Source organism: Mesorhizobium sp. M5C.F.Ca.ET.164.01.1.1 (assembly GCF_004792125.1).
GTDB classification, from domain to species: domain Bacteria; phylum Pseudomonadota; class Alphaproteobacteria; order Rhizobiales; family Rhizobiaceae; genus Mesorhizobium; species Mesorhizobium wenxiniae.
On record NZ_SRTG01000001.1, the window covers coordinates 1813363 to 1839794 of the forward strand.

Annotated in this window: 26 protein-coding genes and 1 pseudogene; 20 read left to right on the top strand and 7 right to left on the bottom strand. The window is 61.7% G+C overall.

Annotation, left to right across the window (positions count from 1 at the left end):
* Position 1: 1 nt before the first annotated feature.
* The 6 genes from EN807_RS08930 to EN807_RS08955 all read left to right on the top strand — a co-directional run bounded on the left by EN807_RS08930 (position 2) and on the right by EN807_RS08955 (position 7318).
* The gene (locus EN807_RS08930) at positions 2-1165 is read left to right on the top strand and encodes a Gfo/Idh/MocA family oxidoreductase (protein ID WP_135934657.1); all 1164 of its coding nucleotides are present in this window, start codon (positions 2-4) and stop codon (positions 1163-1165) included.
* A gap of 150 nt (positions 1166-1315) precedes the next feature.
* A complete protein-coding gene (mgrA, locus tag EN807_RS08935) occupies positions 1316-2362 on the top strand; it encodes an L-glyceraldehyde 3-phosphate reductase (RefSeq protein WP_135934658.1) in 1047 nt (348 codons plus the stop codon).
* 229 nt (positions 2363-2591) lie between these two features.
* Complete coding sequence (locus tag EN807_RS08940; protein WP_126034730.1) at positions 2592-2996, top strand: Fur family transcriptional regulator; 405 nt, start codon at positions 2592-2594, stop codon at positions 2994-2996.
* A gap of 265 nt (positions 2997-3261) precedes the next feature.
* Positions 3262-3597, top strand: coding sequence for a Rid family hydrolase (locus tag EN807_RS08945; protein ID WP_246684038.1), 336 nt, complete (start codon positions 3262-3264; stop codon positions 3595-3597).
* A 336-nt stretch (positions 3598-3933) separates the two neighbouring features.
* Positions 3934-4290: a hypothetical protein gene (locus EN807_RS08950; RefSeq protein WP_135934660.1), complete on the top strand. Its 357-nt coding sequence runs from the start codon at positions 3934-3936 to the stop codon at positions 4288-4290.
* A gap of 811 nt (positions 4291-5101) precedes the next feature.
* On the top strand, positions 5102-7318 hold the full coding sequence (locus tag EN807_RS08955) for a tetratricopeptide repeat protein (protein WP_135934661.1): 2217 nt from the start codon (positions 5102-5104) through the stop codon (positions 7316-7318).
* 63 nt (positions 7319-7381) lie between these two features.
* On the opposite strand, the gene EN807_RS08960 is transcribed toward EN807_RS08955, so the two are convergent.
* From EN807_RS08960 to polA, 5 genes and pseudogenes are all read right to left on the bottom strand, one after another.
* Positions 7382-7891: a YHS domain-containing (seleno)protein gene (locus EN807_RS08960; protein ID WP_135934662.1), complete on the bottom strand. Its 510-nt coding sequence runs from the start codon at positions 7889-7891 to the stop codon at positions 7382-7384.
* Between the two features lie 25 nt (positions 7892-7916).
* Positions 7917-8579 carry an ankyrin repeat domain-containing protein gene (locus tag EN807_RS08965; RefSeq protein ID WP_246684040.1) on the bottom strand — a complete coding sequence of 221 codons (663 nt, stop codon included), beginning with the start codon at positions 8577-8579 and terminating at the stop codon, positions 7917-7919.
* A gap of 367 nt (positions 8580-8946) precedes the next feature.
* Positions 8947-9171: pseudogene (locus tag EN807_RS08970) on the bottom strand (IS481 family transposase); the annotation flags it as partial.
* A gap of 57 nt (positions 9172-9228) precedes the next feature.
* A complete protein-coding gene (locus EN807_RS08975) occupies positions 9229-9858 on the bottom strand; it encodes a LysE family translocator (RefSeq protein ID WP_210239970.1) in 630 nt (209 codons plus the stop codon).
* 1 nt (position 9859) lies between these two features.
* On the bottom strand, positions 9860-12826 hold the full coding sequence (gene polA, locus EN807_RS08980; protein ID WP_135934664.1) for a DNA polymerase I: 2967 nt from the start codon (positions 12824-12826) through the stop codon (positions 9860-9862).
* Positions 12827-13229: 403 nt separating this feature from the next.
* On the opposite strand from polA, the gene EN807_RS08985 reads away from it, so the two are divergent.
* From EN807_RS08985 to EN807_RS09020, 8 genes are all read left to right on the top strand, one after another.
* Positions 13230-14615, top strand: a complete 1386-nt coding sequence (locus EN807_RS08985) for a M20/M25/M40 family metallo-hydrolase (RefSeq protein WP_135935820.1) — start codon at positions 13230-13232, stop codon at positions 14613-14615.
* Between the two features lie 93 nt (positions 14616-14708).
* A complete protein-coding gene (locus EN807_RS08990) occupies positions 14709-15329 on the top strand; it encodes a ribonuclease D (protein WP_127318010.1) in 621 nt (206 codons plus the stop codon).
* Positions 15330-15380: 51 nt separating this feature from the next.
* Positions 15381-15629, top strand: a complete 249-nt coding sequence (locus EN807_RS08995; RefSeq protein ID WP_135934665.1) for a hypothetical protein — start codon at positions 15381-15383, stop codon at positions 15627-15629.
* A gap of 105 nt (positions 15630-15734) precedes the next feature.
* On the top strand, positions 15735-15989 hold the full coding sequence (locus EN807_RS09000; protein ID WP_095488341.1) for a GlsB/YeaQ/YmgE family stress response membrane protein: 255 nt from the start codon (positions 15735-15737) through the stop codon (positions 15987-15989).
* 24 nt (positions 15990-16013) lie between these two features.
* Positions 16014-16160 carry a hypothetical protein gene (locus EN807_RS09005; RefSeq protein ID WP_135934666.1) on the top strand — a complete coding sequence of 49 codons (147 nt, stop codon included), beginning with the start codon at positions 16014-16016 and terminating at the stop codon, positions 16158-16160.
* A gap of 206 nt (positions 16161-16366) precedes the next feature.
* Positions 16367-16756 carry a hypothetical protein gene (locus tag EN807_RS09010; RefSeq protein ID WP_127318004.1) on the top strand — a complete coding sequence of 130 codons (390 nt, stop codon included), beginning with the start codon at positions 16367-16369 and terminating at the stop codon, positions 16754-16756.
* A 470-nt stretch (positions 16757-17226) separates the two neighbouring features.
* Complete coding sequence (locus EN807_RS09015; RefSeq protein ID WP_135934667.1) at positions 17227-19482, top strand: transglycosylase domain-containing protein; 2256 nt, start codon at positions 17227-17229, stop codon at positions 19480-19482.
* 104 nt (positions 19483-19586) lie between these two features.
* Entirely contained in the window at positions 19587-20339 is a 753-nt protein-coding gene (locus EN807_RS09020; protein ID WP_027153080.1) for an SDR family oxidoreductase, read from the top strand.
* A 185-nt stretch (positions 20340-20524) separates the two neighbouring features.
* Here the strand turns inward: EN807_RS09020 and EN807_RS09025 are convergent, their stop codons facing one another.
* Positions 20525-20974: a host attachment family protein gene (locus EN807_RS09025; RefSeq protein WP_135934668.1), complete on the bottom strand. Its 450-nt coding sequence runs from the start codon at positions 20972-20974 to the stop codon at positions 20525-20527.
* Positions 20975-21290: 316 nt separating this feature from the next.
* On the opposite strand from EN807_RS09025, the gene EN807_RS35455 reads away from it, so the two are divergent.
* Both EN807_RS35455 and EN807_RS09030 read left to right on the top strand, forming a co-directional pair.
* The gene (locus EN807_RS35455; RefSeq protein ID WP_156768434.1) at positions 21291-21461 is read left to right on the top strand and encodes a hypothetical protein; all 171 of its coding nucleotides are present in this window, start codon (positions 21291-21293) and stop codon (positions 21459-21461) included.
* A complete protein-coding gene (locus EN807_RS09030; protein ID WP_135934669.1) occupies positions 21454-21927 on the top strand; it encodes a cupredoxin domain-containing protein in 474 nt (157 codons plus the stop codon). Before EN807_RS35455 ends, EN807_RS09030 begins: the two co-directional genes overlap by 8 nt.
* A gap of 83 nt (positions 21928-22010) precedes the next feature.
* Here the strand turns inward: EN807_RS09030 and EN807_RS09035 are convergent, their stop codons facing one another.
* Positions 22011-22205: a hypothetical protein gene (locus tag EN807_RS09035; protein ID WP_135934670.1), complete on the bottom strand. Its 195-nt coding sequence runs from the start codon at positions 22203-22205 to the stop codon at positions 22011-22013.
* Here EN807_RS09035 and cysG point away from each other — a divergent pair.
* The 4 genes from cysG to EN807_RS09055 are packed head-to-tail and all read left to right on the top strand — an operon-like array spanning position 22204 to position 26413.
* Complete coding sequence (cysG, locus tag EN807_RS09040; protein ID WP_135934671.1) at positions 22204-23655, top strand: siroheme synthase CysG; 1452 nt, start codon at positions 22204-22206, stop codon at positions 23653-23655. The two genes, EN807_RS09035 and cysG, sit on opposite strands and share 2 nt — an antisense overlap.
* Entirely contained in the window at positions 23652-23957 is a 306-nt protein-coding gene (locus tag EN807_RS09045; RefSeq protein WP_135934672.1) for a DUF2849 domain-containing protein, read from the top strand. Before cysG ends, EN807_RS09045 begins: the two co-directional genes overlap by 4 nt.
* Positions 23958-24003: 46 nt before the next feature.
* A complete protein-coding gene (locus EN807_RS09050) occupies positions 24004-25674 on the top strand; it encodes a nitrite/sulfite reductase (RefSeq protein WP_135934673.1) in 1671 nt (556 codons plus the stop codon).
* On the top strand, positions 25649-26413 hold the full coding sequence (locus EN807_RS09055) for a phosphoadenylyl-sulfate reductase (protein ID WP_135934674.1): 765 nt from the start codon (positions 25649-25651) through the stop codon (positions 26411-26413). Before EN807_RS09050 ends, EN807_RS09055 begins: the two co-directional genes overlap by 26 nt.
* The last annotated feature ends 19 nt before the right edge of the window (positions 26414-26432 follow it).

Sequence of the window (26432 nt, forward strand, 5' to 3'; positions counted from 1 at the left end):
CATGGCAAGAAAACTTGGGATCGGCGTTGTCGGCTGCGGCAACATTTCGAAAGCATATTTTTCCCTGGCGCCGCTGTTTCGCGGCATCGAGATGCGCGCCTGCGCGGATATCAACATGGATGCGGCCAAGGCGCGGGCGAAGGAGTTCAAGCTGCGCGCCGAGACAGTCGAGGGGCTGCTCAAGGCCGGCGACGTCGACATCATCGTCAATCTCACCATTCCGGCGGTGCACTACGAGGTATCGAAACAGATCCTCGATGCCGGCAAGCACGTCTATTCGGAAAAGCCGTTCGTGCTGTCGGTCAAGGAAGGGCTCGATCTGAAGAAGCTGGCGGAGAGAGACGGACTGCGCATCGGCTCGGCGCCGGACACTTTCCTCGGTGGCGCGCACCAGCTTGTCCGCAACCTGATCGACACCGGCAAGCTCGGCAAGATCACCAGCGGTACATGTCACGTGATGAGCCATGGAATGGAACATTGGCACCCCAATCCGGACTTCTTCTTTCAGCCTGGCGCTGGCCCGGTGCTCGATATCGGACCCTATTACATCACCAATCTGATCCAGCTGATCGGGCCGGTGAAGCAGGTAGCGGCCTTCGCTTCGATCCCGAAGACAGAACGCACGATCTCGTCCAAGCCTCGCGCGGGCGAAAAAATCCTGGTCGCCACGCCGACGACGATTCACGGCGTAATGGAGTTCGAGAATGGCGCCGTGGTGACGCTCAATACCAGCTGGGACGTGTGGAGCCATGGCCACGCGCCGATGGAACTCTACGGCGATTTGGGCACGGTGTTCTTGCCGGATCCGAACTTCTTCGGCGGCGACGTTCGTTTTACCGACGCCGCCAAGCCGGTCAAGAAGCTGCCGAAATGGAAGCATCCGTTCGGCGTGGCCAACCAGATGCATTCGCACGGCATGATGGCCAACTATCGCACCGCCGGTCTCGCCGACATGGCGCTGGCGATCACGGAAGGCCGGCCGCATCGGTGCTCGATGGAACTTGCGCTGCATGCCGTGGATGTGATGACCGGCATGTTGCGGTCGGGCGCGAGCGGAAAGTTCGTTGCCATGCAGACCACCTGCGAACGCCCTGCGGCACTGGGCGTCAAGGATGCGGAAGCGCTCTTGGCGAAGAAGAAAGGGATCCTGGCGAAGAAGAAATAGGGCATGCGCTTCAGTGATTGCGACACGTGCTGTTTACCGTCGACCCCTCTCCCCATAGAAACGGCGAGACGCTAAGGCTGAGGGGCAGAGCCGACTCACCCTTTTTTGCGGTGGCAACTGCCGGGCTCGCTTTGATCTAAAGGATTTCCCATGCCCTATGTTCCCGCCGAAAACCGCTACGAGAAAATGATCTACAATCGCTGCGGGCGATCCGGCCTGAAATTGCCGGCGATCTCGCTCGGGCTCTGGCACAATTTCGGTGACGACACGCCGCATCGGACCAAACAGGCGATCGCGCGCAAGGCCCTCGATCTCGGCATCACGCATTTCGACCTCGCCAACAATTACGGCCCGCCGCCCGGTTCGGCGGAAACGGCTTTCGGCGAAATCCTGCGGACGGATTTCTCCTCCTATCGCGACGAGCTGATCATCTCGACCAAAGCCGGCTACGAGATGTGGGCCGGGCCCTATGGCGAGTGGGGCGGGCGCAAATATGTGCTGGCCAGCCTCGACCAGAGCCTGAAGCGGATGGGGCTCGACTATGTCGACATCTTCTATTCGCACCGTTTCGATCCCGATACTCCGCTGGAAGAAACGATGGGTGCGCTCGATCATGCGGTGCGCTCGGGCAAGGCGCTTTACGCCGGCATCTCTTCCTACAATTCGCAGCGCACGCGCGAGGCCGCCGACATTTTGAAGCAGCTCGGCACGCCTTGCGTCATCCATCAGCCGAGCTATTCGATGCTCAATCGCTGGGTCGAGGACGATGGTTTGCTCGACACGCTGGAGGGGCTCGGCGTCGGCTCGATCGTATTCACGCCGCTGGCGCAAGGCATGCTGACCGACAAATATCTCGGCGGCATCCCTGAGGGCAGCCGCGCCAGCCAGGGCAAGTCGCTGAGGCCGGCCTTCATCAACGACAAAACCATCGCCAACATCAAGGCGCTGAACGCGATTGCGGACCGGCGCGGCCAGACGCTGGCGCAGATGGCGCTGGCCTGGGTGCTGCGCAAGGGCAGGGTGACCTCGGCGCTGATCGGCGCCAGCCGGCCGGAACAGGTCGAGGATTGCGTCGGCGCGCTGAAGGCGCTCGACTTCAGCGATGCCGAGCTCGCGGAAATCGACACGTATGCGCGCGAAGCCGACATCAATCTGTGGGCCGCCTCCGCAGAGCGCAAGGGTCCACCACGCAAGTGATTCACCAAGTTAGCCGAACAGGTGCGGCGGGAACTGCTTCCGCCGTTTTTTTTTACTCGGCCGCCAATGTCTGCTTCGAAATTTGGGCGTGCTCGGTTTGGCCGCTTCGGGGCCAAGCCGGCACAGAAACAGTAGCAAAAAAGCCCGCTCGTCGCTATTTGGATAGGATTGGAACCGCTTGCATGCGGAAATGATGTGTGAGCGGCGCAAAAGGGTTGGAACCAGGATCATGGCGGCAAGGGATGTGCTGACGAAAAACCAGTTGTGCGTGCTCGAGAAACTCGAGGCCGCCAGCGGGCCGCTCAGCGCCTATACATTGCTTGACCAGCTTCGCGAGCGCGGTTTTCGCGCACCGCTGCAGGTCTATCGCGCGCTCGACACGCTGGTTAAGTCCGGTTTCGTGCACAGGCTCGAAAGCCTCAATTCCTTTGTCGCCTGCGCCGAGCCGCACGACCACAGCCATTCGATGACCGCCTTCGCCATCTGCGACACATGCGGACAGGTGACCGAGTTCTCCGACCATGATGTCGGACACCGGCTCGACGAATGGGTGCGCTCGACCGGCTTTGCCGCCAAGAAGGCGGTGATCGAGTTCCGCGGCACCTGCGCGAAATGCCGGGCCGAGGCGGCTTAGGCGCTAGTGGTGAAAATCTAACACTTGGTGCCCACGCCAGATTCCCGCTTTGGGTGGAAAGTTGCCGCTCGGTTCATCTGCCAGAACGAGCACGTTGCGCCATTAGCTGCCGTTCGTGGCGTTTCTCCATTGCGGTCGTTCGCGCGACGGCTGGTGTCGACCCGTTGCTGCCTTTGCGCAGCAAGGGCTTTGATGCTACGCGGGGTGGATGACTAAGAGGGCGATAGTTCCGCCGAAGATGAGATCCTTATGCGAGGACTGGCGCATGTCGCCGGCGGTGGAACGCAATGGCTTGGTCTTCCTGACCGGATTCAACGGGGTCCCGCTGGAGGGTGAGCTATCATACGACCCCGCGACACAGATTCGGGCAGCCTTCGCGCAAGTAGACATGGTTCTGCAAGAAGGTGGTATGAGCTTCGACGATCTCGTTGAGATGACCTCCTACCATGTCGGCCTGAGGAATCATTTGGAACTGTTCAAGAAGATACGCGCAGAGCATGTTCGTGAGCCGTATCCTGCTTGGACGGCGATCGAGGTTGCAGGATTTGCCTCCGAAGGCGTCATTGTCGAGTTGAAGGTCGTGGCAAGAAGACCGTCCTGAGCCGTCACATTCGACTGAGTTTCACCACGCTGTGGCACTTACGGGGACGGTCAGGACGGGCCCTTCGACAACGTGAAGAATCGACCCAAAGCGGCCCCACGGCCGGATGGGAAACATCGATTTTCCCGAATGGCGGTGGTCTCGGGCGGTCGACCGATGGTGTTCAATATCAGATGAGCGGCAGCACCTAGATCGCTTGCATAACACTCAACGCCGCTCATAATAGCCGACAACCTAAGGCACCTCCATCGAATTGCTAGAAGCCCAACGGGATAAATGAACAAACCAGATCGCTAAATTCTTCATCGCTAAATTCTTCTTGGAACCGGCATTTAAATGATCCAATCCTCCCATAAATTCCGGGAACGCACATTTCTTGAAATCGCGGAATCGGTTTTGGCGGCTATTCTAGTTTTGTGTCTCCTCGCTGCCATTTTCGCCTTCCTCCATTACAACCCTGAAGTCCGATCAGCTATCGCTGAGGCTATTCGGCCGTCAGATAGTTTCATCGAGGCTGTGGAAAGTGACCCTTTTGCTGTTCTCGGCGTCGTCAGCCTTCCCATAGTTGTCTTTGTCGCAATTCTGCTTTTCCTTTTTACAGCTTGGTTCATTTCAAAGAAATGCATTCACTCGTTAATTGAGCAATTCTTCATATCTGACAACTGCAGTGTTGAGTTGGATAAAGACCATTGAACGCGTGGTCGATCTCTCCAATGGGAGACGTCAATATGCCGTCTCCTGATAACTTGGCTCGGCATAGCCGCTTGACCACTGGTCTTTTGAAGGGGGTGCGTCAGCTTTCCACCCGATCCAGCCGTACAGCCCATTCGGACCCAAATTTGGCTGACGCGGGTCCGGTCGCCTCGACAGCGCCATTTCGTAACCTTTGCGGACGCCGTCAGCAAGGTCCGGTCCCTGACACGTTCTACCTTCGGAGCGCGCGACGACGTCCAGAACCCTTAAGCGTGGCTCCGACTCGCAGCCCCGAGCTAGTGCCGGGTCGGCCGCGGCAGAATCTGACGGAGCACGGCTTGGCACCGCAACCGGTCTCGCTGCATGCCGATTGGGGCGGCCCGCTCGGTGACAAAGCAATGCCGCAGAAGGCAGTCGAAGCCCGGCGACGCTGCCGATCGCGCAATCCTCTTCGCATTGCTGCATGCGGCGCGTTGCGGGCGCGTCCCGCGATAGTGCGAGCAATTGGTGAGGTCAGCGTCGCAATCCAAACAACCACGTATACCTGGGGTCGCGTCTCTGCGAAGCTACATGGCGTCGCGTCTCCCCTTCGGTCCGCGCGGGCCGCCTGCTTCGAAATCGGCGGTGCCGGATCGGCGTTCGCGATCCCTGCAATGCTGCACCAAAACATGTGTGCTAAACGATTTAGCACAAAGGTTCTCGCATTCAGCGTTTTCAAAGACTTAGCTTAGTGCTCGACGTGTAGCATTTTCCGGCTCCTTTGCCGCGCATATATGGTCTTGCCATAGGGCTTTCCCTATAGTCATACGCAATGGAACAGGTTCAGCATCTCGAACGGAAGCTAGTCGCTATCCTCGCCGCCGACGTGGTGGGATACAGCCGGCTGATGGGGCTGGACGAGACGGGCACGCTCACCCGGCTCAAGGCGCTTCGCCGCGAATTCATCGAACCGTCGATCGAGGGGTACCATGGCCGCATCGTCAAGCTGATGGGCGATGGGGCTTTGGTCGAATTCGCCAGCGTCGTCGATGCGGTGGCTTGCGCCGTCGAAATTCAGCGGGTCACCACGCAGCAGAACCTCAGTCTTCCCGAAAATAATCGGATCGTGTTCCGTATCGGGATCAACCTTGGTGACGTGATCATCGACAAGGAGGACGTCTACGGCGACGGTGTCAACATCGCGGCCCGGCTGGAGGGGCTGAGCGATCCTGGCGGCATCGTCATCTCGGGAACGGCCTACGATCAGGCCCACAATAAGCTCGGCTTGACCTTCAAGTCGCTCGGCGAACAGCGCCTCAAGAACATTCCAGAGCGGGTCCGCGCCTATCGCGTTCTGCTGGAAAAGAGCGCCAGGTCGAGGAAGCCTTTCGGGCGCCGATTGGCCTGGATCGCCACGGCGCTTCTGGTGCTGCTGGCAGTGGGCGTTGGGCTCACTCAATGGCCGCAGGCGATTGCTCTACTTCGAGGCCCCGCTTCCAACCCCGCCGGCTTGGCAGCAGGCAAGCCTTCGATCGCCGTGCTGCCGTTCGCCGATCTCGGCGAGAAGGCGGCGGAGGATTATTTCGCCGAAGGCCTGACCGACGATCTCATCACCGACCTGTCGAAGATTTCCGGGCTGCTGGTCATTGCCCGCAATTCCGCGTTCTCGTTCAAGGACAAGCCGGTCGACCTCCGGCAGATCGTGGAGCAATTGAACGTGCGCTACGTCCTCGAGGGCAGCGTCCGACGCCTCGGGGAGGCAGTGCGCATCAACGTGCAACTCATCGATGCGACGACCGGTAGCAACATCTGGGCCGAGCGCTACGACGGCGACTACTCCAAGATATTCGTCCTGCAGGACGAGGTGATCGGGCGCATCGTCGAGGCGCTGTCGGTTCGGCTAACGGAAGGCGAGAAGGCCCAGATTGCCCGCTTGCCGACCCGAAATCTCGAAGCATACGACTTCTACATCCGCGCCGAGCAGAATGCGTATACGGTCGACTTCAGGTCTCTCGGGGAAGCTCTGTCCTTGTATCAAAAGGCCATCAAGCTCGATCCGGCGTTCGCGGACGCCTATTCTGGATATGCCCGGGCCACTGTGGACGTGCTCGGCTTCGATTTCCAGCGCCTCATGCTCAGCGCAGTCGCACGTCAGCGCGCCTACGAAGCGGCGGGGCGGGCGCTGGAGCTCAATCCGCAGTCCTCGCGAGCCTATGCCGTGCTCGGCATCCTGCAGATGCTGGACGGCGAGATCGACGAGGCCCTCGCGTCCGTCCGCAAAGCCGTCTCGCTCGATCCGAACGGCGCGGAGGCAGAGCTCAACCTGGCGATCGTGCTGACGTATGCCGGGCAGAACCCGGAGGCACTGGCGGCTATGGAACGGGTGCTGCAGCTCGATCCCAAGCCACGGGCGCAGGTCTACGACTATTACGGCTTCATGCTCTACATGAACAATCAGTACGAGAAGGCGCTGCAGGCACTAGGCAAGGTTCAGCCGGAAGAGCGCAGCGACCTCGGCCTCGAGGCGCTCGCCATGGCAAATGCGCGCCTGGGCAGAATGGCGGAGGCGCGCGACGCGGTTGCAGCAATCCTAAAGAAGATTCCCGTGCAGAATCTCGCCGGCTTTCGCGTAGTATATGCCCACCACCGGCGGCAGCAGGATCTCGATCATCGGCTGGATGCTCTTCGCCTGGCCGGGTTTCCGGAGCGCGCCTTCGATTTTCGTGCACAGGAGGAGGACCGCCTGGACGCCGAGGCCGTGCGAGCCTTGACGGGCGATCGAACCTGGGCGGGACGTCAACACAATGGCGCACCGTTCGTGATGGAGCTGAGTGCGAACGGAGATTTCGCCCTAAGCTCCCAGAACAGCATCATCACCGGTACGTTCACGCTCGAAGGCAACCTCTTCTGCACGCAGTCCGCAGCGACGTTGCTCGGCCGCAAGTTCTGCGGCCCTGTCTACCGCAATCCCGCGGGGAGCAGCGAAACGCAGGACGAGTATATTTGGCCGGACTCGGTCACGGTTTGGTACTTCTCGGTGTCCCCGTGACACGCGCGATTCAACACGCAGGACCGCAACGTCGCGCCTGCGCCGGAGCTGAGTTATGTCACCTTAGTTGGCGGCCGCTCTCGCTTCGAATTCTTTCGTTTCGACTGCCGGCCATTCGGCGTCGGCTTTTGCAAGGATAGCGGCCGGGTCGGCATCGAAGTCTTCCTCCAGGCCCTCCTTCCCGGAGAAGAGGAAGAGCTTGCCGTCGACGATACGCCAGGCTTCCGGGTCAATGTTCGCCGCGGCTTGGTCGAATGCTGCCCCCAACGTGCAGAAACCGCCATACTGAGGAGCGTAGCGGACCGGTTCGGAAGCGAAGGCATCGCGATGTTCGACGCTGGCGAAATACCACGTCGCGCCGAGCCACTTCTTCGAGATCTTGGGCGAACCCATGGTCGCACGACCGTCAGTGAAATACGCCACCGGATCGTAGCCCAGTATGGCGACGTTGCCGAAGTACCCGGTGTTCACTCCATCGACAGCGTACGATGCGCCAGTGCCAAGCAGGAGGGACGCGGCCGCTACTCCCGCGCGAAGAAAACTGTCAAACGCTCTGGAACGGTGTTGTGTCATGTTTCTCTCCAGTAATCTCGGGAGGTCAGTTTCCCGCGGCCATGCAATCCTTGTACGCCGCCCCGATCGTGGGTTGGCATTTCGCCCCGTGCTGCTTGAGTAGAACCATCACCTGCGTGCTCTGGAAGAACGTCGCGCGGCTCAGAGGTGTAAACCCGTACTCCTGGATTGCCTCGACCTGTGCCCCACGCGCGATCAACAGCTCCGCGATGGCCGCCTGGTTTTCTTCGGCCGCGACGTGCAGCGGGGTGATCTTGTGCGTGCTCAACGCATTGACTTCGGCCCCGTGGCCGAGCAGCAATTCTGCTATCTCCAGGTTTCCTGAATAGGCCGCTGCATGAAGCGCGGAGAACCCGCGGTCGTTGCGGGCGTCGATGTCGGCCTTGGCGTCGATCAGCACCGTGGCAACTTCCAAATTGCCGGTAAGTGCCGCGGCGATGAGCGGCGTCTCGCGGTTCTCGTCGCGGCCGTTCACGTCGACGCCTTGCGCCAGGAGGTCGGCGACCTTGCCGGCGTCGCCCTCCCGCGCAGCCTCATGAAGGGGCCCCGCGATCGCCGGCCCGGCGGCAAACCAGGAAATGAAAGTAACGACGAGAGCCCGACAGACAATACGAAGCCAGCCGGTTCCGAAACGCCTGACCCGCATCGGGAAGGCCCTCGGCAGCAACAATCGCCTGGAGACCGTCATCGTCTAACCCTCCGGGCGCCCTCGCCCGCGGATGGACGTGTATAAGGTCACTCTAATACATTCGGCGCACCGAAGCCATAGGGGTCCCACGTCGTGCGCGAGTCGAAGTCGCAGCGAGACGTTTGGGGCGAAGGTAAAGATCACTGGACGCCCGACGGCAACCGAAGGTCTGCCTTCGGATCCCGTTTTGGACTTTTGAGAGCGGACCATGATGGTCTGTCTTGGGTCGAAAGCGGCATTTCCCTTGGGTACCAAACGTCAGGCTTTTACCACTAGCTAACTCTACTAGAACAGCATAGCCAAATTTGAAAGTGTGACAGCGGAGGGAGACGTTTTGACTCTCACGAACACAAAAGATCCGCTCGGGAAAGGCGACGACAACCGCCTCTTCCTCGACCGAGAGCACCGTCGATCGCGGCTCTCTCGGGCCGGTCGGAAGATCGGCCGCCGAAGTCCGCCCCTTCCACTTCGCCACGGTCTTCTGATTGATCCCGTAGCGCTTAGCCAGCGTCCTCAGGCTCGCTTGACTATGTTGTATCGCTCGACGGATCGCCTCTGTCGTCGTGGCGCTCCCATGCAGAACCTGGCCCATAGCGCTTCCTTTGATTCGGAACTCAAAGGTGCACCATCAAAGCCTGGGATCAAACATCTAGCGCGCCGTCGACCAGGCGAACCAGAGCGCGACGAGCGCCAGCAAGGCGGAAAGCAGGCGCCGGCTGATCCGTTCCCGCCGGGGATCGTTGAGGAATGGTTCCAGTGTTCCCGCCAGCACGACGATCATTCCATGTATGGCTGTTGCGATTACCACATAGACGACCGTGAGCAGGGTGGTCTGGGCAAGTATAGGGCGCCCGGCCTCGACAAAGGTCGGCAGCACGGTGACGTAGAAGATTGCCGCCTTCGGGTTGAGGAGATTGGTGACAAGCCCGCGCATGAAGTATTTGCCGCCTGGGTTGCCACTGCTCGAAACCACGTCGGTTCCAGCGGTCCAGCCCTCCCAGGCAAGGTAGAGGAGGAACAGCGTGCCAGCCCACCGAAGTCCCTCGTAGAGCAGGGAAGACGCCTGGATCAGTTCGGCGACACCAAAGGATGCGATGCCACCGATGACGGCGAGGCCCAATGCAATGCCCGCCACGGTGGCAAAGCCGGCACGGCGGCCGTCATTGGCCGAAACCAGCGCCAGATAAGTCATGTTCGGACCTGGTGTCAGTTCAATCAGAAGGGCTGCAAGCGCGAAAGAGAGGAATGTGGCCGTTGAGAGCGGCAATATTTCACTCACCTCAATGCGCCTCTTCCCAATTGTTGGCGGCGCGGGCGTCGACATGCAGCGGCACCGACATCGACACCGCCGGCATCGCAGCGTTCTCCATCACATGGCGCACGACGGGGATCGTCGCCTCGACCTCCGCTTCGGCCGTCTCGAAGACCAGCTCGTCATGCACTTGCAGCAGCATACGGGCGGAAAGCTTCGCCTTTTCCAACGCATCGTCCATGCGTATCATGGCGCGGCGGATGATGTCGGCCGCGGTGCCCTGCAGCCGCGCGTTGATCGAGGCGCGCTCGTTGAAGGCACGGACTGACGGGTTTGACGACCGTATCTCCGGATAGTGGATGCGGCGGCCGAAGATCGTCTCGACGAAGCCGTATTCGCGGGCATAGGCTTTGGTCGCGTCGATATAGTCGCGGATGCCCGGGAAGCGTTCGAAATATTTCTTGATATAGGCGCCGGCCTCTTCGCGCGGGATCGAGAGCTGGTTGGCGAGACCAAAGGCGGAAATGCCGTAGATGATGCCGAAATTGATCGCCTTGGCGCGGCGGCGTATCTCCGAGGGCATGCCCTCGACCGGCACGTTGAACATCTCCGACGCGGTGATGGCGTGGATGTCGGCGCCGTCGGCGAAGGCCTGTTTGAGCTGCGGGATCTCGGCGACATGGGCGAGCACACGCAGCTCGATCTGGCTGTAGTCGGCGGAAACCAGCTTGTTGCCCTTGTCGGCGATGAAGGCCGTCCTGATCTTCCGCCCCTCGATGGTGCGTACCGGAATGTTCTGCAGATTGGGATCGGAGGACGACAGCCGTCCCGTCGTTGTCGCGGCAAGGGCGTAGGAGGTGTGGACGCGCTTCGTATCGGGATGGACGAAACCGGGCAGTGCGTCGGTATAGGTCGATTTCAATTTGGTCAGCTGGCGCCAGTCGACGATCTTGCGCGGCAGCTCGTGGCCTTCGGCGGCGAGGTCTTCCAGGAGCTGCGCCGAGGTCGACCATTGGCCGGTCTTGGTTTTGGAGCCGCCGGGCAGGCCCATCCTGCCGAACAGGATGTCGCCGAGCTGTTTTGGCGAGCCGATATTGATGCGCTCGCCGACGAGCTGATAAATTTCATCCTCCAGCCGCGCGGCGCCCTGTGCCAGTTCGCCGGAGAGCCGCGACAGGATCTGCCGGTCGACGGAGATGCCGCGCTGCTCCATCCTTGCCAGAACCGGCACCAGCGGCCGTTCCAGCCGCTCGTAGACCGAGACGAGGCCCTTGGCCGCAAGCCGTGGCTTCAGCACCCGCCAGAGCCTGAGTGCGACATCGGCGTGCTCCGCGGCATAGGCTGTGGCCTTGTCGATGTCGATCTGGTCGAAGCCGACAAAGCTTCTTCCAGAGCCGGCCAGATCCTTGAGGGCAATGGTCGAGTGGCCGAGCCACCTTTCCGACAGAGCCGCCATGCCGTGGCCGCCGGACGTGCCTGCGTCGAGCACGTAGGAAATCAGCATGGTGTCGTCGAAGGGGGCGACATCGATTCCGTGGCGGCTCATGACGACGAGGTCGTATTTCAGCTCCTGCACGATCTTGAGAACCGATTTGTCCTCCAGCAACGGCTTCAGAATGCCAAGCGCCTCTCGGATCGGGATCTGGTTTTCGACCACTCCGCCGCCGAGCAGGTCGCCGTTGCCGCTTTTGTGGGCGAACGGCACATAGGCGGCGCGACCGGGCGCGGTGGCTATGGACAGGCCGATCAGCTCGGCCTGCATCGGATCGGCTGACGTGGTCTCGGTGTCGAATGCGACGATGCCGGTCTCCATCGCCTCGGCCACCCATGCCCTCAGCACCACTGTGTCGCGGATGGAGCCGTAGGCGCTGGTGTCGATCTTGCTGGCAGTGGCGCCCTCGAAGCGAAGCGCCGAGAGAAGCGAAGGGGTGTCGCCTTCCTTGGGTTCCACCTTGATAATGGCCGGCACTGCTTCCCCGGCTTCGTCTGTCACTGTGTCTGCCGCTCTTTCGGCGGCTGCCGGCACCCCAAACCCGACATCGGGACCATGCGCGGTGTCGGCGCGCTCGATAATGACGGGAACGGCCTTGACGTCAGCCGCTTCCGTTCCGGTCGCTTCCGCCACGCGGCGGGTCAACGAGGAGAATTCCATCGTCTTGAGAAAGCCGATCAGCCTGGGACCGTCGGGCGCCTGCAACACGAATTGGTCGAGCCCCTCGCTCACCGGAACGTCTTTCTTCAGCGTCACCAGCTCACGCGAAATGCGCGCCTTGTCGGCATTGGCGATGATCGATTCGCGCCGCTTGTCCTGCTTGATCTCGCCGGCGCGGGCGAGCAGCGCGTCGAGATCGCCGAACTGTTCGAGCAACTGCGCCGCCGTCTTCGGACCGATGCCGGGCACGCCCGGCACATTGTCCACCGAGTCGCCGGTCAGAGCCTGCAGGTCGATCATCTTTTCCGGCGGCACGCCCCATTTTTCGATCACCTCGGGAACGCCGATCTGGCGGTCCTTCATCGGGTCGTACATAGCGACCGTCGGGCCGACCAGTTGCATCAGATCCTTGTCGGAAGAGATGATGGTGGTGTCGGCGCCGGCTTCGCAGGCAAGCCGGCAGTAGGTGGCGATCAGGTCGTCGGCCTCGTAGCCCTCGGTCTCGATGCAGGGCAGGTTGAAGGCCCTGGTTGCTTGGCGGATCAGGCCGAATTGCGGGATCAAATCTTCCGGCGGGGCCGAGCGGTTGGCCTTGTATTCGGGGTAGAGATCACTGCGGAAGGTTTTCGACGAATAGTCGAAGATGACGGCGAAATGCGTCGGCACGATGCCGACATCGGTGTTGCGGGCGTCCTGCGTCAGCTTCCACACCATGTTGCAGAAGCCGAGCACGGCACTGGTCGGCAGCCCGTCGGATTTGCGGGTCAGCGGCGGTAGTGCGTGATAGGCACGGAAGATGTAGCCGGAACCGTCGACAAGGAAGAGATGATCGCCTTTTTTCATGGGACGAAGGGATAGCGCGGCGCAGCGTTGTGGTCCATGCCAAAGGCGGCCTCAACCGCCGGTTCCGGCAACATCCCTGACAGTCGATCCGATCACGGGTATGTTACGAAAGTGTAATCTTCGTGCCCTTGAATCGCCACGTTCGGAGACACAGATAAGCGCCATCGGCATTTTTCGCCGAGGTCCGGAGCAAGGCCCGTCCCCCGCCTATCCCGGACACTTGCGGCAGCCTAATCCCCCCTCTCCGGGCTGCCGCATCGTTTCGAGTAAAGGCCGCCGTGGTTCCCCTCCACCACGGCGGCATTTTTTTGCCTTTCGACGCCCGTGGTCCAACGACCGCCGGCTTTTCGTTTCTGCCTTGCAGCTTTAGGGTTGCTGCTCAGAATCGAAAGGCTTGATGAAAATGTCCAGAATTTCTCCCGTCCTCGATCGTCTCGACAAAAACCTCGACGAGAACCTGGAACGCCTGTTTGGCCTGCTCAGGATCAAGTCGATCTCGACCGATCCGAGCTATGCCGCCGATTGCCGCAAGGCGGCGGAATGGCTGGTGGCGGAGCTCAAGCTGATCGGCTTCGACGCCAGCGTGCGTGACACGCCAGGTCATCCGATGGTGGTGGCGCACCATGTCGGGCCGGCGGGCGCACCGCATGTCCTGTTCTATGGCCATTACGACGTGCAGCCGGTCGATCCGATCGAGCTCTGGGAAACCGACCCGTTCGCGCCTTCGGTGAAGGAGATCGCGTCCGGCCACCAGGTGATCACGGGACGTGGTTCGGCCGACGACAAGGGGCAGCTGATGACCTTCGTTGAGGCTTGCCGCGCCTGGAAGCAGGTGCATGGCGGGCTGCCGTGCCGCATCACGATCCTGTTCGAAGGCGAGGAGGAGTCCGGCTCGCCATCGCTGAAGCCGTTCCTCGAGGCAAATGCGGCCGAACTCAAGGCCGACTTTGCGCTTGTCTGCGACACTGGCATGTGGGACCGCGATACGCCGTCCATCTGCGTCGCGCTGCGCGGGCTGGTCGGCGAGGAGATCACGGTGAAGGCCGCCGATCGCGACCTGCATTCCGGTCTCTATGGCGGTGCTGCTGCCAATCCAATCCGCATCCTGGCCAGGATATTGGCCGACATCCACGACGAGGACGGCCATGTCACCATTCCGGGATTCTATGACGGCGTCGAGGAGACGCCTTCGCAGATCCTGAAGTCATGGGAGGCGCTCAGCGAAACCGCCGAGACATTCCTTGGGCCTGTCGGCCTGTCGATTCCGTCCGGCGAACAGGGGCGCTCGGTGCTCGAACTCACCTGGGCGCGGCCGACGGCCGAGTTCAACGGCATTATCGGCGGCTATACCGGCAAGGGGTTCAAGACGGTGATCGCGGCGGAAGCCTCGGCGAAAGTGTCCTTCCGCCTCGTCCACAAGCAGAATCCCCAGAAGATCCGAGCCGCTTTCCAGGCCTTCGTCAGGGAGCGCATCCCTGCCGACTGCTCGGTCGATTTCCACCCGCATGGCGGCTCGCCGGCGATCCAGCTTTCCTACGACTCGCCGTTTCTCGCCAAGGCCAAGGACGCGCTGTCCGACGAATGGCCGAAACCGGCGGTGACGACGGGAAGCGGCGGCTCGATCCCGGTGGTCGGCGATTTCCAGACCTATCTCGGTATCGAATCGTTGCTGGTCGGTTTCGGGCTCGACGATGACCGCATCCATTCGCCGAACGAGAAGTACGAGATGAGTTCGTTCCACAAGGGCCAGCGCTCTTGGGCGCGCATTCTCGATGCGCTGACACGCTGAGGGGGTGAGAATTCAACTTTCTGTTGATTTTTCATCGGATCGCGGCAAGGACGGGCTAGAGCGACGTGCGTCCAGCCGCGACCGGAGAATACGATGAGCGATATCCGCTTCCATAAGAACGACCTGCCGGGGCTCTTGCACTACGACGTCGGGGCGGTCGCCATCGACACGGAGACGCTGGGGCTCAATCCGCATCGCGACCGGCTTTGCGTGGTGCAGATCTCGCCGGGCGACGGTTCCGCCGACGTCATCCAGATCGCGCCCGGCCAGAAGAAGGCGCCAAACCTCGTCAGCCTGCTCAAGAACCGCAGCATAACCAAGCTGTTCCATTTCGGCCGTTTCGATCTCGCCGTGCTCTACCACGCCTTCGGCGTCATGCCGGAGCCGGTGTTCTGCACCAAGATCGCCTCGCGGCTTACCCGCACCTATACCGACCGGCACGGGCTGAAGGACATCTGCTTTGAGCTTCTCGGCGTCAGCCTGTCGAAAGCGCAGCAGTCATCGGACTGGGCGGCGGAGACGTTATCGCCCGAACAACTCGAATACGCCGCCTCCGACGTGCTCTATCTGCACCAGCTGCGCGATGTGCTGACAGCGCGGCTTGCGCGCGACAACCGGACCAGGGAGGCCGAAGCCTGCTTCCGCTTCCTGCCGACGCGTGCGAAACTCGACCTGATGGGCTGGGATGAGGCAGACATCTTCGCCCATAGCTAAGGCGGAACCTGGTGTTCGCCGCGACGTTCTGTCGCTCCGTGGAGGGATGAAATGGCTGCCAGAAAACCAATCGAAACAGCACCCAAGGATGGCTCCAAGGTCACCGTCTACTGGAAGGACAGCGACGGTGTGATGAACGAATCGATCGCGCAGTACCGGTCGCTCGACCGGCTGAAAGCGGCCGGCGGCGACTGGGACGAGAACGACACCGGCTGGTGGGCCTATACGGACGGTCATACGCAAAGGAAGGTCGAGCCGATCAGTTGGCGGCCTGCATCCGGGGATGGCGACGACGAATGACGCCGCTGGCGGCGCCGGCTCCTTTCCAATAGGTTGGACATGTTGCAATCGGAGGTCGATTCGGAGCTCTCTGCTCCGCGACCATTCGCTCGGGAGGGATCTGCAATGGGTACTGAGAGTCTGCTTGTCTTCATCATCATCGGTGCCATCGCCGGCTGGCTCGCCGGCCTGATCGTCAAGGGTTTCGGCCTCGGGCTGGTCGGCAATATCGTCGTCGGCATCGTTGGTGCCTTAATAGCCGGCTGGCTCTTCCCAAGGTTGGGGTTCGCCATAGGCGGCGGAATATTTGCCTCCATCATCCACGCCACGATCGGCGCGGTGATCCTGCTCGTGCTGATCAAACTGGTGAAGCAGGCCTGATCCTCGAAGCATCAAGAGCGCGCCATGAAGCAGAACATGCTCTATCTCATCATCGGCGCGCTCGTCGTCATGGTCATAGCGCTCGGCGCCTATGTCTATCGCGAGCAAACCAGGCCGAAGGGCGTGGAACTCAAGATCGACGACAAAGGCATTTCGATCCAGCAGAACTGAGCGGCATTGGGTTGGCGCGGCAAAGGTGCCGATGACCTGCCCCATCGGGCCGAAAATTGAGCGCCAAGGCAGGGCCGCTCCATCCTTCGATGCACCCGGAGAGAAGCCAAGCTGGCTACGGAATGAGAGTGACGTATCGACACATCCGCGGTATGATCTTGGTACAGGGAGTTTGGGGCCAACCCACCTACTATTAGGAGGTTGCCATGAGGCACCAAACACTGGACCAACTGCATACGGTGGCAAAGGTACACAGAGACCCAACACCTCCTAGAATGGACCGAACCCAGCGTCTCGAACGTTGGTCAAAACTTCTTGATCGGCAGCCCAGCCGACTCCTTACCGCACTTATCGGGACCGAATATCGTTCGTCACCCGAGCGCGAGATTATGCGTGGCGAAGGCTCGCCAATATCGGTTGCCTTCGAGGATCAGATCCTGCGCGATGAGGGGCTGAAAGACGATACTTATGGCGAAGCAAAACGTTTCTTCGAATTGACCGACGATGAGCTCCACGAAATTGTCTGCTACTGCCATGTGGGCGAGACGATGCAATCATCCTGGGCAGCGCTTTCCGTTCGTGCTGCGATTGGCTAACGCATGATCCACGAAGGTTGAATGACTTTGGTGGCAAGGTCATGTGCAGATTCAACGGTTTAGAGCGCGATCGAACGCACTTTACCGATCGCGCTCTAATGACTTACTGATCGCGATCACCAGCATAAATTGCGGCCACCTTGCTATGGGCGGTCAGCGACGACGACGGCGGCTGAGCGGTTGATGCTGAAATGCGAGAAGGCTCCGCCGTCTCGCGAGGGACGCCATTGTTGCAAACCGCCAGAAGCAAGGAACGCAGCGGTGACGTCCCGTAACGCATTGAATTGACTTTGAACCATTTAACCCGCCCTTAAATCGCCGCATCTACTCTTCACCCGAACGCCATGGAGCGACGTGCGTCCGTTCGGACGCACAGAGTACGCTCTAAGACTTTGAAGCTTCGCATCGTGTTTCCGAAAATCGCGATTTTCGGGCCGATGCGATAGGCATCGGGACAGACAGCACAGCGCATGGCGAACCGCAGAGACAGCCGCATCGAACCCAGCTTCGAGGGACCGCCACGGGCGAAATCCTCGGCCGGTTTTTCTGTGAGCGAGGAGGATCGCGTCGTGCCAAGCAACCGCAAGACCTCTGCAAAGCGCCAATCGGCCAGGACAAAATCGTCGCGTCGCGGACGCGGCAGAAGCCGACGCGGCCTGTTCGGCGTGCTCGGCCGGTTGGCCTACTGGTGCTTCGTATTGGCCATCTGGGGCGGCATCGCCACCGCCGGCATCGTCGTCTATTACGGTGCGAAAATGCCGGCGGCCACCACCTGGGCCATTCCCGACCGCGCACCCAATATCAGGATCGTCTCGGTCGACGGAAAACTGCTCGCCAATCGCGGCATGAGCGGCGGCGAAGCCGTCGGCCTGCATGAAATGTCGACCTATATTCCCGAGGCCGTCATCGCCATCGAAGATCGCCGCTTCTATTCGCATTTGGGCATCGATCCGATCGGTCTGTCCAGAGCCATGGTGGCCAACGTTCTCGGCGGGCGTTTTTCGCAGGGCGGCTCGACACTGACCCAGCAATTGGCGAAAAACCTGTTCCTGACGCCTGATCGCACGCTGGAACGCAAGGTGCAGGAAGTGCTTCTGGCGCTGTGGCTCGAGCACAAGCACACCAAGGACCAGATCCTCGAAATGTACCTCAACCGGGTCTATTTCGGCTCCGGCGCCTATGGTGTCGAAGCGGCCTCGCGCCGCTATTTCGGCAAGAGCGCACGGGATGTCACGCTGCCCGAGGCGGCACTCCTCGCTGGCCTGTTGAAAGCGCCGTCGCGTCTGTCTCCGGCGCGTGACCCGAAGGCGGCCGAGCAGCGCGCGCAACTCGTTCTCGCCGCCATGCGCGACGAAGGCAAGATCAGCGCCAAGGAACTGACCACGGCGATGAGCGCGCCTGCGTCGCGGGTGGCATCCTACTGGACGGGCTCGGAAAACTATGTCGCCGACGCAATCGTGGAAGAACTGCCCGACCTGATCGGCGATGTGCGGGGCGACATCATCGTCGACACCACCGTCGACCTCACGCTGCAGAAGCTCGCCGAACAATCGATCCGCCGGCTGATCGACGGGAGCGGCAAGAAGCTCAATGCCAGCCAGGGTGTGCTGGTGTCGATCGACAATTCCGGCGCGGTGCGTGCCATGGTCGGCGGCTATGATTATTCGACCAGCCAGTTCGACCGCGCCTCGGAGGCGCGCCGCCAGCCGGGCTCGGCGTTCAAGCCCTTTGTTTACATGGCGGCGCTGGAGGCCGGCCGCACGCCCGACAGCGTGCGCAATGACGCGCCGATCAAGATCGGTAAATGGACGCCAACCAATTACGGCGGCAAGTATTTCGGCAAGGTGACGCTGGCGACGGCGCTGGCGAAATCGCTGAACTCGGTGGCCGCCCAATTGACCATGGAAGTTGGGCCTGACGCCGTGGTCGAGGCGGCGCATCGCATGGGCGTCCGGTCCGACCTCACGGCCAACACCTCGATCGCGCTCGGCACCTCTGAAGTGACGCCGCTGGAACTGACCTCGGCCTATGTCCCCTTCGCCAATGGCGGCTACCGGCCGGACGTCCATTTCATCCGCCGCGTGACGACGGCCGGCGGCAAGGTGCTCTACGACAACAATGGCGGCGGCGCCCCGCGCGTCATCAAGCCCGAGATCGTCGGGATGATGAATTCTATGATGACCGGCACTGTCGAAATCGGCACTGCCAGGAAGGCGGCCTTTGCCTGGCCGGCCGCCGGCAAGACCGGCACCAGCCAGAATTCGCGCGACGCCTGGTTCATCGGCTATACCGCCAATCTCACCACCGGCGTCTGGTTCGGCAATGACGATGGCGGTCCGATGAAGAAGGTCACCGGCGGCGCGCTGCCGGCGCAGGCCTGGCATGAATTCATGGTCGCCGCTCATGAAGGTGTGCCGGTGCGGCCGCTGCCTGGAACATGGAGGTCGACGCCCGCGGATACGATCGTGCAGGACGAAATACCGTCCAACGCGGCGCAACCGGCCCCGGTGCCGTCCGCTTCGGTTGGCCAATCCGCGCCGTCCGCCCAAAAAGCGTCGCCGCCTCGCGCCGTGCGTCCCGCCGAAACGGTCGATGCCGCAGGCTTCGGCATGCCGGGCGGTGGCGGCACCACCGCATCGATCAAGCGCCCGGTGCCGCCCGGCGATGTTGGCGGCCCGGTCAAGAAGCGGCAGACCTCGATCCTCGACATCCTCACCGGCGGCTGACCCCCTCGTCATCGCTGCCGTGTTCCGCTACATCTCCGGGTTAAAAGTGCTAGAGCGTACTTTGTGCACCCAAAGGGACGCACGTCGCCCTAAAGAGATCGCGAATGGCCGAAACCGACACCAGAAAGACAATCGTGCTGACCGGCGCCAGCCGCGGCATCGGCCATGCCACGGTCAAGCGCTTTTCGCGCGAAGGCTGGCGCGTCATCACCTGCTCGCGCCAGGCCTTTGCCGAGGACTGCCCGTGGCCGGCCGGTCCGGAAGACCATATCAAGGTCGATCTCGCCGACCAGGAGGATGTCGGCATCGCGATCTCGGAAATCCGCCATCGGCTGGAGGCGCATGGCGGCCAGCTTCATGCGCTGGTCAACAATGCCGGCATCTCGCCGAAGCTCAAGGACGGCAACAGCCGCATGAATTCGATCGACACGCCGATGCATGTCTGGCGCGACGTGTTCCAGGTGAATTTCTTCGCGCCGATCATGCTGGCGCGGGGATTGTTCAGGGAATTGGCGTCGGCCAAAGGCTCGATCGTCAACGTCACCTCGATCGCCGGCACCCGCGTGCATCCCTTCGCCGGCACCGCCTATGCGACGTCGAAGGCCGCGCTCGGCTCGCTGACGCGGGAAATGGCGCATGATTTCGGCCCGCACGGCATCCGCGTCAACGCCATCGCACCAGGCGAGATCGACACGGCGATCCTGTCGCCCGGCACGGAAAAGATCGTCGAGACGATTCCGCTGCGGCGGCTGGGCACCACGGCGGAAGTCGCCGACATCATCTTCTTCCTTTGCTCGCAGCAGGCGTCCTATGTGACGGGTTCCGAAATCCACATCAATGGCGGCCAGCACGTGTGAATGGTGTTTCGCTCCACTCTCTGTCCGTGAGGTAACCCGGCATCGCCATCAAAAACAGTGAAGCGATTCATGCGACGCGCTTAAGTTCGTTCTTTCGTATACCGGTATCCAAACCTCGGCGCACTTTTGGGCGCCATGCATCAAGCCGGGCAGTTGACGGAATTGATTGAAAGTGGTCGCCGCGATCAGGCCGCCTGCAGCAGGTTCTCGATGTCGACGATGGTGTGGTTGGTCAGTGTCTTCGGAATTTCCACTGTGATCTTCTCGGCAACTTCCTTGTGCAGTTTTCGGCGCATGTCGCCCAGCACCTGCGGCGGTGCGATCAGCACCATCTCCCTGAAAGCGCCGCGGTGCGCGAGCTTGTACAGCCGCTCGGCAATTTCGTCGGCGAAACGCTCCTTGCCGAGACGATGCCAGTCAGTGTCCTCGACTGCGCTGCGGTGGACGGAAGGGCCGTCGCTGTAGCGGCCGGGGCGGTCCGAACCTTGCTCTCGCGTCGCCGGATTTGCCTGTTCCATCTCCTGCACGACCTGAAGGTCGGGATATTGGGTATCACCACGGTTCTCGAGGAACAGCGCCTTCTCGCCGTCGGCCACCACGATCCACAGTCCGCGTTTTAGCTTGAGGTTGTTCACGGAGCGCTCCTTTTTCCTGTTTTTCATGGTTTTCTAGGCCCGTCTCTGGAGCTATTGCCGCAGCCGAACAGCCAGGCTCGGGTTCGCAGGGCAAACGCGCGCCGAGGCAGGAATGTTCCGGTGACGACAAGAACAGCGAGCGAGCCAACCAACCAGCCAAGGATGACGGTGTTCGGCCACGACATCGAAGCGGGCTATCATGTAGCAGTCTTCGTGCCCGAGACGGTGGCAGTGGAGCACTCACTCGCCACAGGGGCAGCCTGCTTGACGGGCTGCGTCTTAAGGCTGGAAGAATCCGGCGTTTGGAATCGTTGATATGGCGATACACCCGTTTGAGGTGATCCCCATGCAAGCACGATTGATCGTCAGCCTGGTGTCCTTGCTTGTCGATGCGCGCCTTGTGATCGCTCCCGCCTTTTCGGCCGGTGGCGGTGGCAGCGCGCGTTTCACAGTGGATAACAACATCAAGGGAGGTCCAAATGTTTAAGTCTAGCACAACCGCGACGCTGCTTTCGTTAGGTGTGGCGCTGAGCGCGGCGGCGTCGGCCGATCTCGCGCAGGCGGCGAAACGCACCATCACCATGGTCGCGGTCGAGGCCAAGGGCGGGACGACCGTCGACAAGGAGCCGTTCCCGACCGCGGGCCTACCAGAAGGTAAGGGCTACGAGCTCGAAGCGCCCAACGCCGAGGGTCGGTGGGAGGTATCGGCCTACCGCTGGGAGCCCAATCAGATCATCGTGAACCAGGGCGACGAAGTCACGCTCGAAATCCTGGGTGTCAATGGCGCGGAGCATCCGGGGGTGATCGACGGCTACGATGTCAGCTTCACTGTCAAGCGCGGCCAGCTCACCACCGTAACCTTCACCCCCGATAAGACAGGTGTGTTTGAATTTCGGTGTGGGACTCATCAGCCGTCGATGGTGGGCGAGTTGATCGTGCTGGCAGGCGGTTGATCAGTGTTCGGCGCTTGGTGACTTTAATCTACTAGATTGGTAGAATTTAGAAAAAAGTGTTTTGTGATAAACCTCGCTTGCCGCTAGAACGGCGGCAGATCAAGGCGCGCAACAGCGGCTTGGATCCGCTCCATTCGTGGGTGTGGAATTTTTTTCTCCTGCCTTCGGTGCTTGCGGAAAAGCGATTGCTTCGCACGAAGCGATGCGCGAGTGCGTTCCTTCTGCTTTTTCGCGCCCGCGCGTAAAACCGACAGCGTATTCAGGATTCCGCTCGCCATGCCGCAGGCCACCTCCAAGCTCAACGCCTTCCCCGTCTTCATGCGGGTCGAGGGCGAAGCCGTGGCTATCGTCGGCGGCGGCGAGGAGGCTCTGGCCAAGGCGCGGCTGATCGGTCAGTCGAGCGCCGTGCTGCGCATCGTCAGCGATGCCGCCGAGGCCGAGTTGCTGGCCTTCATCGCCGCGAATGGCGCCATCCACATCGCTGCCGCCTATGATGCCACGCATCTCGAAGGCGCGGTGATGGTGTTTGCCGCCAGCGGCAATGAGGCGCTCGACCGGCGCGTTGCCGAAGATGCGCGCCGGCTGGGCATTCCGGTCAATGCCGTCGATCGGCCGGAGCTGTGCGATTTCTTCACCCCAGCGCTGGTCAACCGCGCGCCGGTCGCCATTGCCATCGGCACGGAAGGGGCAGGCCCGGTGCTTGCCCAGATGCTGCGCAGCCGCATCGACCGCATGCTGTCGCCGTCGCTCGGGCCGCTTGCTTCGCTTGCTGCCTCGTTGCGCGGCACCGCTGAGAGATTGCTGCCGAAAGGCAATGCCCGCCGGCGCTTCTGGAGCGACTTTTTCGGCGGCGCACCGGCTCGCGCCATGGACGCCGGCCAGCTTTCGCAGGCGCATGACGCCGCCGTCGACCTGTTGCTTTCGAACGCGCCGGCATCGGGTCACATTGCCCTGGTTGGCGCGGGTCCCGGCGCCGAAGACCTGCTGACGCTGCGCGCCCACCGCCTGCTGATGGAAGCCAATGTCATCGTCCATGATGCGCTGGTGCCGGAGGCGATCGTCGCCATGGGCCGTCGCGACGCCGAGCGTCTGCCGGTGGGCAAACGCAAGGGCTGCCATACCAAGAGCCAGGCCGAAATCAACGCGCTGCTGATCGAACTCGGCCGCGACGGTAAGCGCGTCGTGCGGCTGAAATCCGGTGATCCGCTGGTGTTCGGGCGGGCGGGTGAGGAAATGGCAGCGCTGCGCGATGCCGGCATCGCCTATGAGGTGGTTCCGGGCGTCACCGCGGCCTTCGCCGCCGCCGCCGATTTTGAGCTGCCGCTGACGCTGCGCGGCGTGTCGTCGTCGATGGTGTTCACCACCGGCCACGACCTCAAGGGAAATTCGCTGCCCGACTGGGCCAAGCTCGCCATTTCCGGCGCCACGGTCGCCGTCTATATGGGCCGCTCGGTCGCGGCCGAAGTTGCCGGCCGGCTGATCGAGGCCGGCCTGTCGCCGGATACGGCGGTCGCCGTGGTCGAGAATGCCAGCCTTGCCAACCGCCGCCGGTTCCACGGCACGCTCGCCGACCTGCCGTCGCTGGAGGTCCGCGCCGACCTTGTCGGCCCAGTCATGACGATCATCGGCGATGCGGTTGCCGGCGCCAACTTTGAACGTTCCGAGCCGCTCGCGGCACACAGGCATGAAGGCGCGGCCCAAACAGCCGCCGAAGGAGCCGAACGATGAAAGTTCTGACCGCAAACCGCCTCGCCGATGGCGAAGCCGTCTGGTACGCCAACGGCGGCTGGGCCGAGATCATCGACCATGCCGACGTCGCCCATGACAAGGCGGCTGAAGACCGGCTGGAGGCGATCGGCGCCACGGCCTATGCCAACAATGAAGTGGTCGACGTCAATCTGATCGACGTGACCGTCGCCAATGGTGTGGTCGAGCCGGTCCGGCTGCGTGAAAAGATCCGCGCCGCCGGCCCGACCAATCGCAATGATCTGGGCAAGCAGGCCCGACCGGTAGCCGCCCGGGCGGCGTAAACGACAAATTTGATGAAACGGGCGGACGCGCCCGGAAAGACCAGACATGTACCGTTACGATGAGTTCGATCACGATTTCGTCCAGGCCCGCGTCGCCGAGTTCAGCGATCAGGTCACGCGGCGGCTTGCCGGCGAGATCACCGAGGATCAGTTCCGGCCGCTGAGGCTGATGAACGGCGTCTACCTGCAGTTGCACGCCTACATGCTGCGCATCGCGGTGCCTTACGGCACGCTGAACAGCAAGCAGCTGCGCATGCTCGGCCACATCGCACGCAAATACGACAAGGGCTACGGCCACTTCACGACGCGCCAGAACATCCAGTTCAACTGGCCGGCGCTGTCGGATATTCCGGCGATCCTGGCCGATCTGGCGAGCGTCGAAATGCATGCCATCCAGACCAGCGGCAATTGCATCCGCAACGTCACCGCGGACCACTTTGCCGGTGCCGCCGCCGACGAGGTCGCCGATCCGCGCCCCTATGCGGAAATCCTGCGCCAATGGTCGTCGGTGCATCCGGAGTTTTCGTTCCTGCCAAGAAAATTCAAGATCGCGGTGACCGGCGCCGAGCGCGACCGCGCCGCCATCCAGACGCATGACATCGGCCTGCATTTGAAGAAGAACGCTGCCGGTGAACTCGGTTTTGCCGTCTATGTCGGCGGCGGTCAGGGCCGTACACCGATGATCGCCAAGAAGATCCGCGACTTCCTGCCCGAGGCGGACCTTCTGTCCTACTGCACGGCGATCCTGCGCGTTTACAACCTCTACGGCCGCCGCGACAACAAATACAAGGCGCGAATCAAGATCCTCGTCCACGAGACCGGCGTCGAGGAGATCACCCGTCAGGTCGAGGCCGAATGGCAGGAGCTGAAGGATGCGGATCTAAAGCTGCCGGAAGCCGATATCCGCGCCATCGATACCTATTTCGCGCCACCGCCTTTGACCGACCGGCCGGAAGGCGACGAGGCGGTCAAGCTTGCCCGCCTCGATTCCAAGAGCTTTTCGGAATGGCTCGATCAGAACGTGGTCACCCACCGTCATCCCGATTATGCCGCTGTGACCATCTCGCTCAAGGGCATTGGCGAAGCGCCAGGCGATGCCTCCGACAGCCAGTTGGAAGCGGTCGCCGACCTTGCCGAAAAGTACGCTTTCGACGAGCTGCGCGTCAGCCATGAGCAGAACCTGATCCTGCCGCATGTCGCGCGCGCAGACCTAAAGGCGGTCTATGACGCTCTGGTCGACATCGGACTGGCGACGGCCAATTCCAGCCTGATATCGGACATCATCTCCTGCCCCGGCCTCGATTATTGCGCGCTGGCCACGGCGCGTTCCATTCCGGTGGCACAGGAAATCTCGCTTCGATTCGCTTCGCTTGAGCGGCAGCGCGAGATCGGCGAATTGAAGCTGAAGATTTCCGGCTGCATTAACGCCTGCGGCCATCACCATGTCGGCCATATCGGCATCCTCGGGGTCGAGAAGAAGGGCGCCGAACTCTATCAGGTCACACTCGGCGGCTCGGCCGACGAGAACACCTCGGTCGGTGAGATCATCGGCCGCGGCTTCAGCTCGGAAGAGATCACCGACGCTATCGAGCAGATCGTCGAGACCTATCTCGGCCTCCGGCTCGACAGAAATGAAAAATTCATCGACGCCTACCGCCGTGTCGGTCCCGCGCCGTTCAAGGAGGCGCTCTATGCTGGCGAAGCCAAGGCCGCTTGATCGTATCGTCGACGTCGAGGCTGGCATCGCCGCCGAAGCGGCGGGGCTCGATGCGCTCTATGGTCATCTGAAGCCGCTTGAGATCGTCGAGCGGTCGGCCCGGGAGTTCTTTCACGGCGAAATCGCCGCGGTTTCGTCCTTTGGCGCGGATTCGGCGGTGCTACTGCACATGATCGCCAAGATCGACCGGACGCTGCCGGTGATTTTCCTCGACACCGGAAAGCACTTCGAGGAGACGCTCGGCTATCGTGACGCGCTCGTTGCCGATTTCGGGCTGACCGACATCCGGGTGATCACGCCCGAAGAAGCGGCACTCGAACGGATCGATCCGACCGGCAATCTGAACGAGACCGACACCGACGCCTGCTGCGGTGTTCGCAAGGTCGAGCCGCTGGCGCGCGGTGTCGAACCGTTCCGCGCCTGGTTCACCGGCCGCAAGCGTTTTCAGGCGACGACGCGGGCAGCGCTTCCGGTGTTCGAAGCGGTCGGCTCGCGCATCCGCATCAATCCGCTGGCGCATTGGACGACCACTGACCAGGCCAACTATATGCGCGCGCATGCGCTGCGTGAAAATCCGTTGGTTGCCTATGGCTATCTGTCGATAGGCTGCTTCCCATGCACGCAACCGGTGCAACCGGGCGAGGACGCGCGCAGCGGCCGCTGGGCAGGGCACGCCAAGACCGAGTGCGGCATCCATTTGTCGGGGCTGGAGAAGTCGCTGACCGACGCATCGCTTTAGGATCTTTTTGAGCTTTAGG

Excerpts from the sequence above, each read along its gene's own strand:
- EN807_RS08930 (WP_135934657.1), top strand. The coding sequence starts at position 2 with ATGGCAAGAAAACTTGGGATCGGCGTTGTCGGCTGCGGCAACATTTCG.
- mgrA (WP_135934658.1), top strand. The coding sequence starts at position 1,316 with ATGCCCTATGTTCCCGCCGAAAACCGCTACGAGAAAATGATCTACAAT.
- EN807_RS08940 (WP_126034730.1), top strand. The coding sequence starts at position 2,592 with ATGGCGGCAAGGGATGTGCTGACGAAAAACCAGTTGTGCGTGCTCGAG.
- EN807_RS08945 (WP_246684038.1), top strand. The coding sequence starts at position 3,262 with ATGTCGCCGGCGGTGGAACGCAATGGCTTGGTCTTCCTGACCGGATTC.
- EN807_RS08950 (WP_135934660.1), top strand. The coding sequence starts at position 3,934 with ATGATCCAATCCTCCCATAAATTCCGGGAACGCACATTTCTTGAAATC.
- EN807_RS08955 (WP_135934661.1), top strand. The coding sequence starts at position 5,102 with ATGGAACAGGTTCAGCATCTCGAACGGAAGCTAGTCGCTATCCTCGCC.
- EN807_RS08960 (WP_135934662.1), bottom strand. The coding sequence starts at position 7,891 with ATGACACAACACCGTTCCAGAGCGTTTGACAGTTTTCTTCGCGCGGGA.
- EN807_RS08965 (WP_246684040.1), bottom strand. The coding sequence starts at position 8,579 with ATGACGGTCTCCAGGCGATTGTTGCTGCCGAGGGCCTTCCCGATGCGG.
- polA (WP_135934664.1), bottom strand. The coding sequence starts at position 12,826 with ATGAAAAAAGGCGATCATCTCTTCCTTGTCGACGGTTCCGGCTACATC.
- EN807_RS08985 (WP_135935820.1), top strand. The coding sequence starts at position 13,230 with ATGTCCAGAATTTCTCCCGTCCTCGATCGTCTCGACAAAAACCTCGAC.
- EN807_RS08990 (WP_127318010.1), top strand. The coding sequence starts at position 14,709 with ATGAGCGATATCCGCTTCCATAAGAACGACCTGCCGGGGCTCTTGCAC.
- EN807_RS08995 (WP_135934665.1), top strand. The coding sequence starts at position 15,381 with ATGGCTGCCAGAAAACCAATCGAAACAGCACCCAAGGATGGCTCCAAG.
- EN807_RS09000 (WP_095488341.1), top strand. The coding sequence starts at position 15,735 with ATGGGTACTGAGAGTCTGCTTGTCTTCATCATCATCGGTGCCATCGCC.
- EN807_RS09005 (WP_135934666.1), top strand. The coding sequence starts at position 16,014 with ATGAAGCAGAACATGCTCTATCTCATCATCGGCGCGCTCGTCGTCATG.
- EN807_RS09010 (WP_127318004.1), top strand. The coding sequence starts at position 16,367 with ATGAGGCACCAAACACTGGACCAACTGCATACGGTGGCAAAGGTACAC.
- EN807_RS09015 (WP_135934667.1), top strand. The coding sequence starts at position 17,227 with ATGGCGAACCGCAGAGACAGCCGCATCGAACCCAGCTTCGAGGGACCG.
- EN807_RS09020 (WP_027153080.1), top strand. The coding sequence starts at position 19,587 with ATGGCCGAAACCGACACCAGAAAGACAATCGTGCTGACCGGCGCCAGC.
- EN807_RS35455 (WP_156768434.1), top strand. The coding sequence starts at position 21,291 with ATGGCGATACACCCGTTTGAGGTGATCCCCATGCAAGCACGATTGATC.
- EN807_RS09030 (WP_135934669.1), top strand. The coding sequence starts at position 21,454 with ATGTTTAAGTCTAGCACAACCGCGACGCTGCTTTCGTTAGGTGTGGCG.
- cysG (WP_135934671.1), top strand. The coding sequence starts at position 22,204 with ATGCCGCAGGCCACCTCCAAGCTCAACGCCTTCCCCGTCTTCATGCGG.
- EN807_RS09035 (WP_135934670.1), bottom strand. The coding sequence starts at position 22,205 with ATGGCGAGCGGAATCCTGAATACGCTGTCGGTTTTACGCGCGGGCGCG.
- EN807_RS09045 (WP_135934672.1), top strand. The coding sequence starts at position 23,652 with ATGAAAGTTCTGACCGCAAACCGCCTCGCCGATGGCGAAGCCGTCTGG.
- EN807_RS09050 (WP_135934673.1), top strand. The coding sequence starts at position 24,004 with ATGTACCGTTACGATGAGTTCGATCACGATTTCGTCCAGGCCCGCGTC.
- EN807_RS09055 (WP_135934674.1), top strand. The coding sequence starts at position 25,649 with ATGCTGGCGAAGCCAAGGCCGCTTGATCGTATCGTCGACGTCGAGGCT.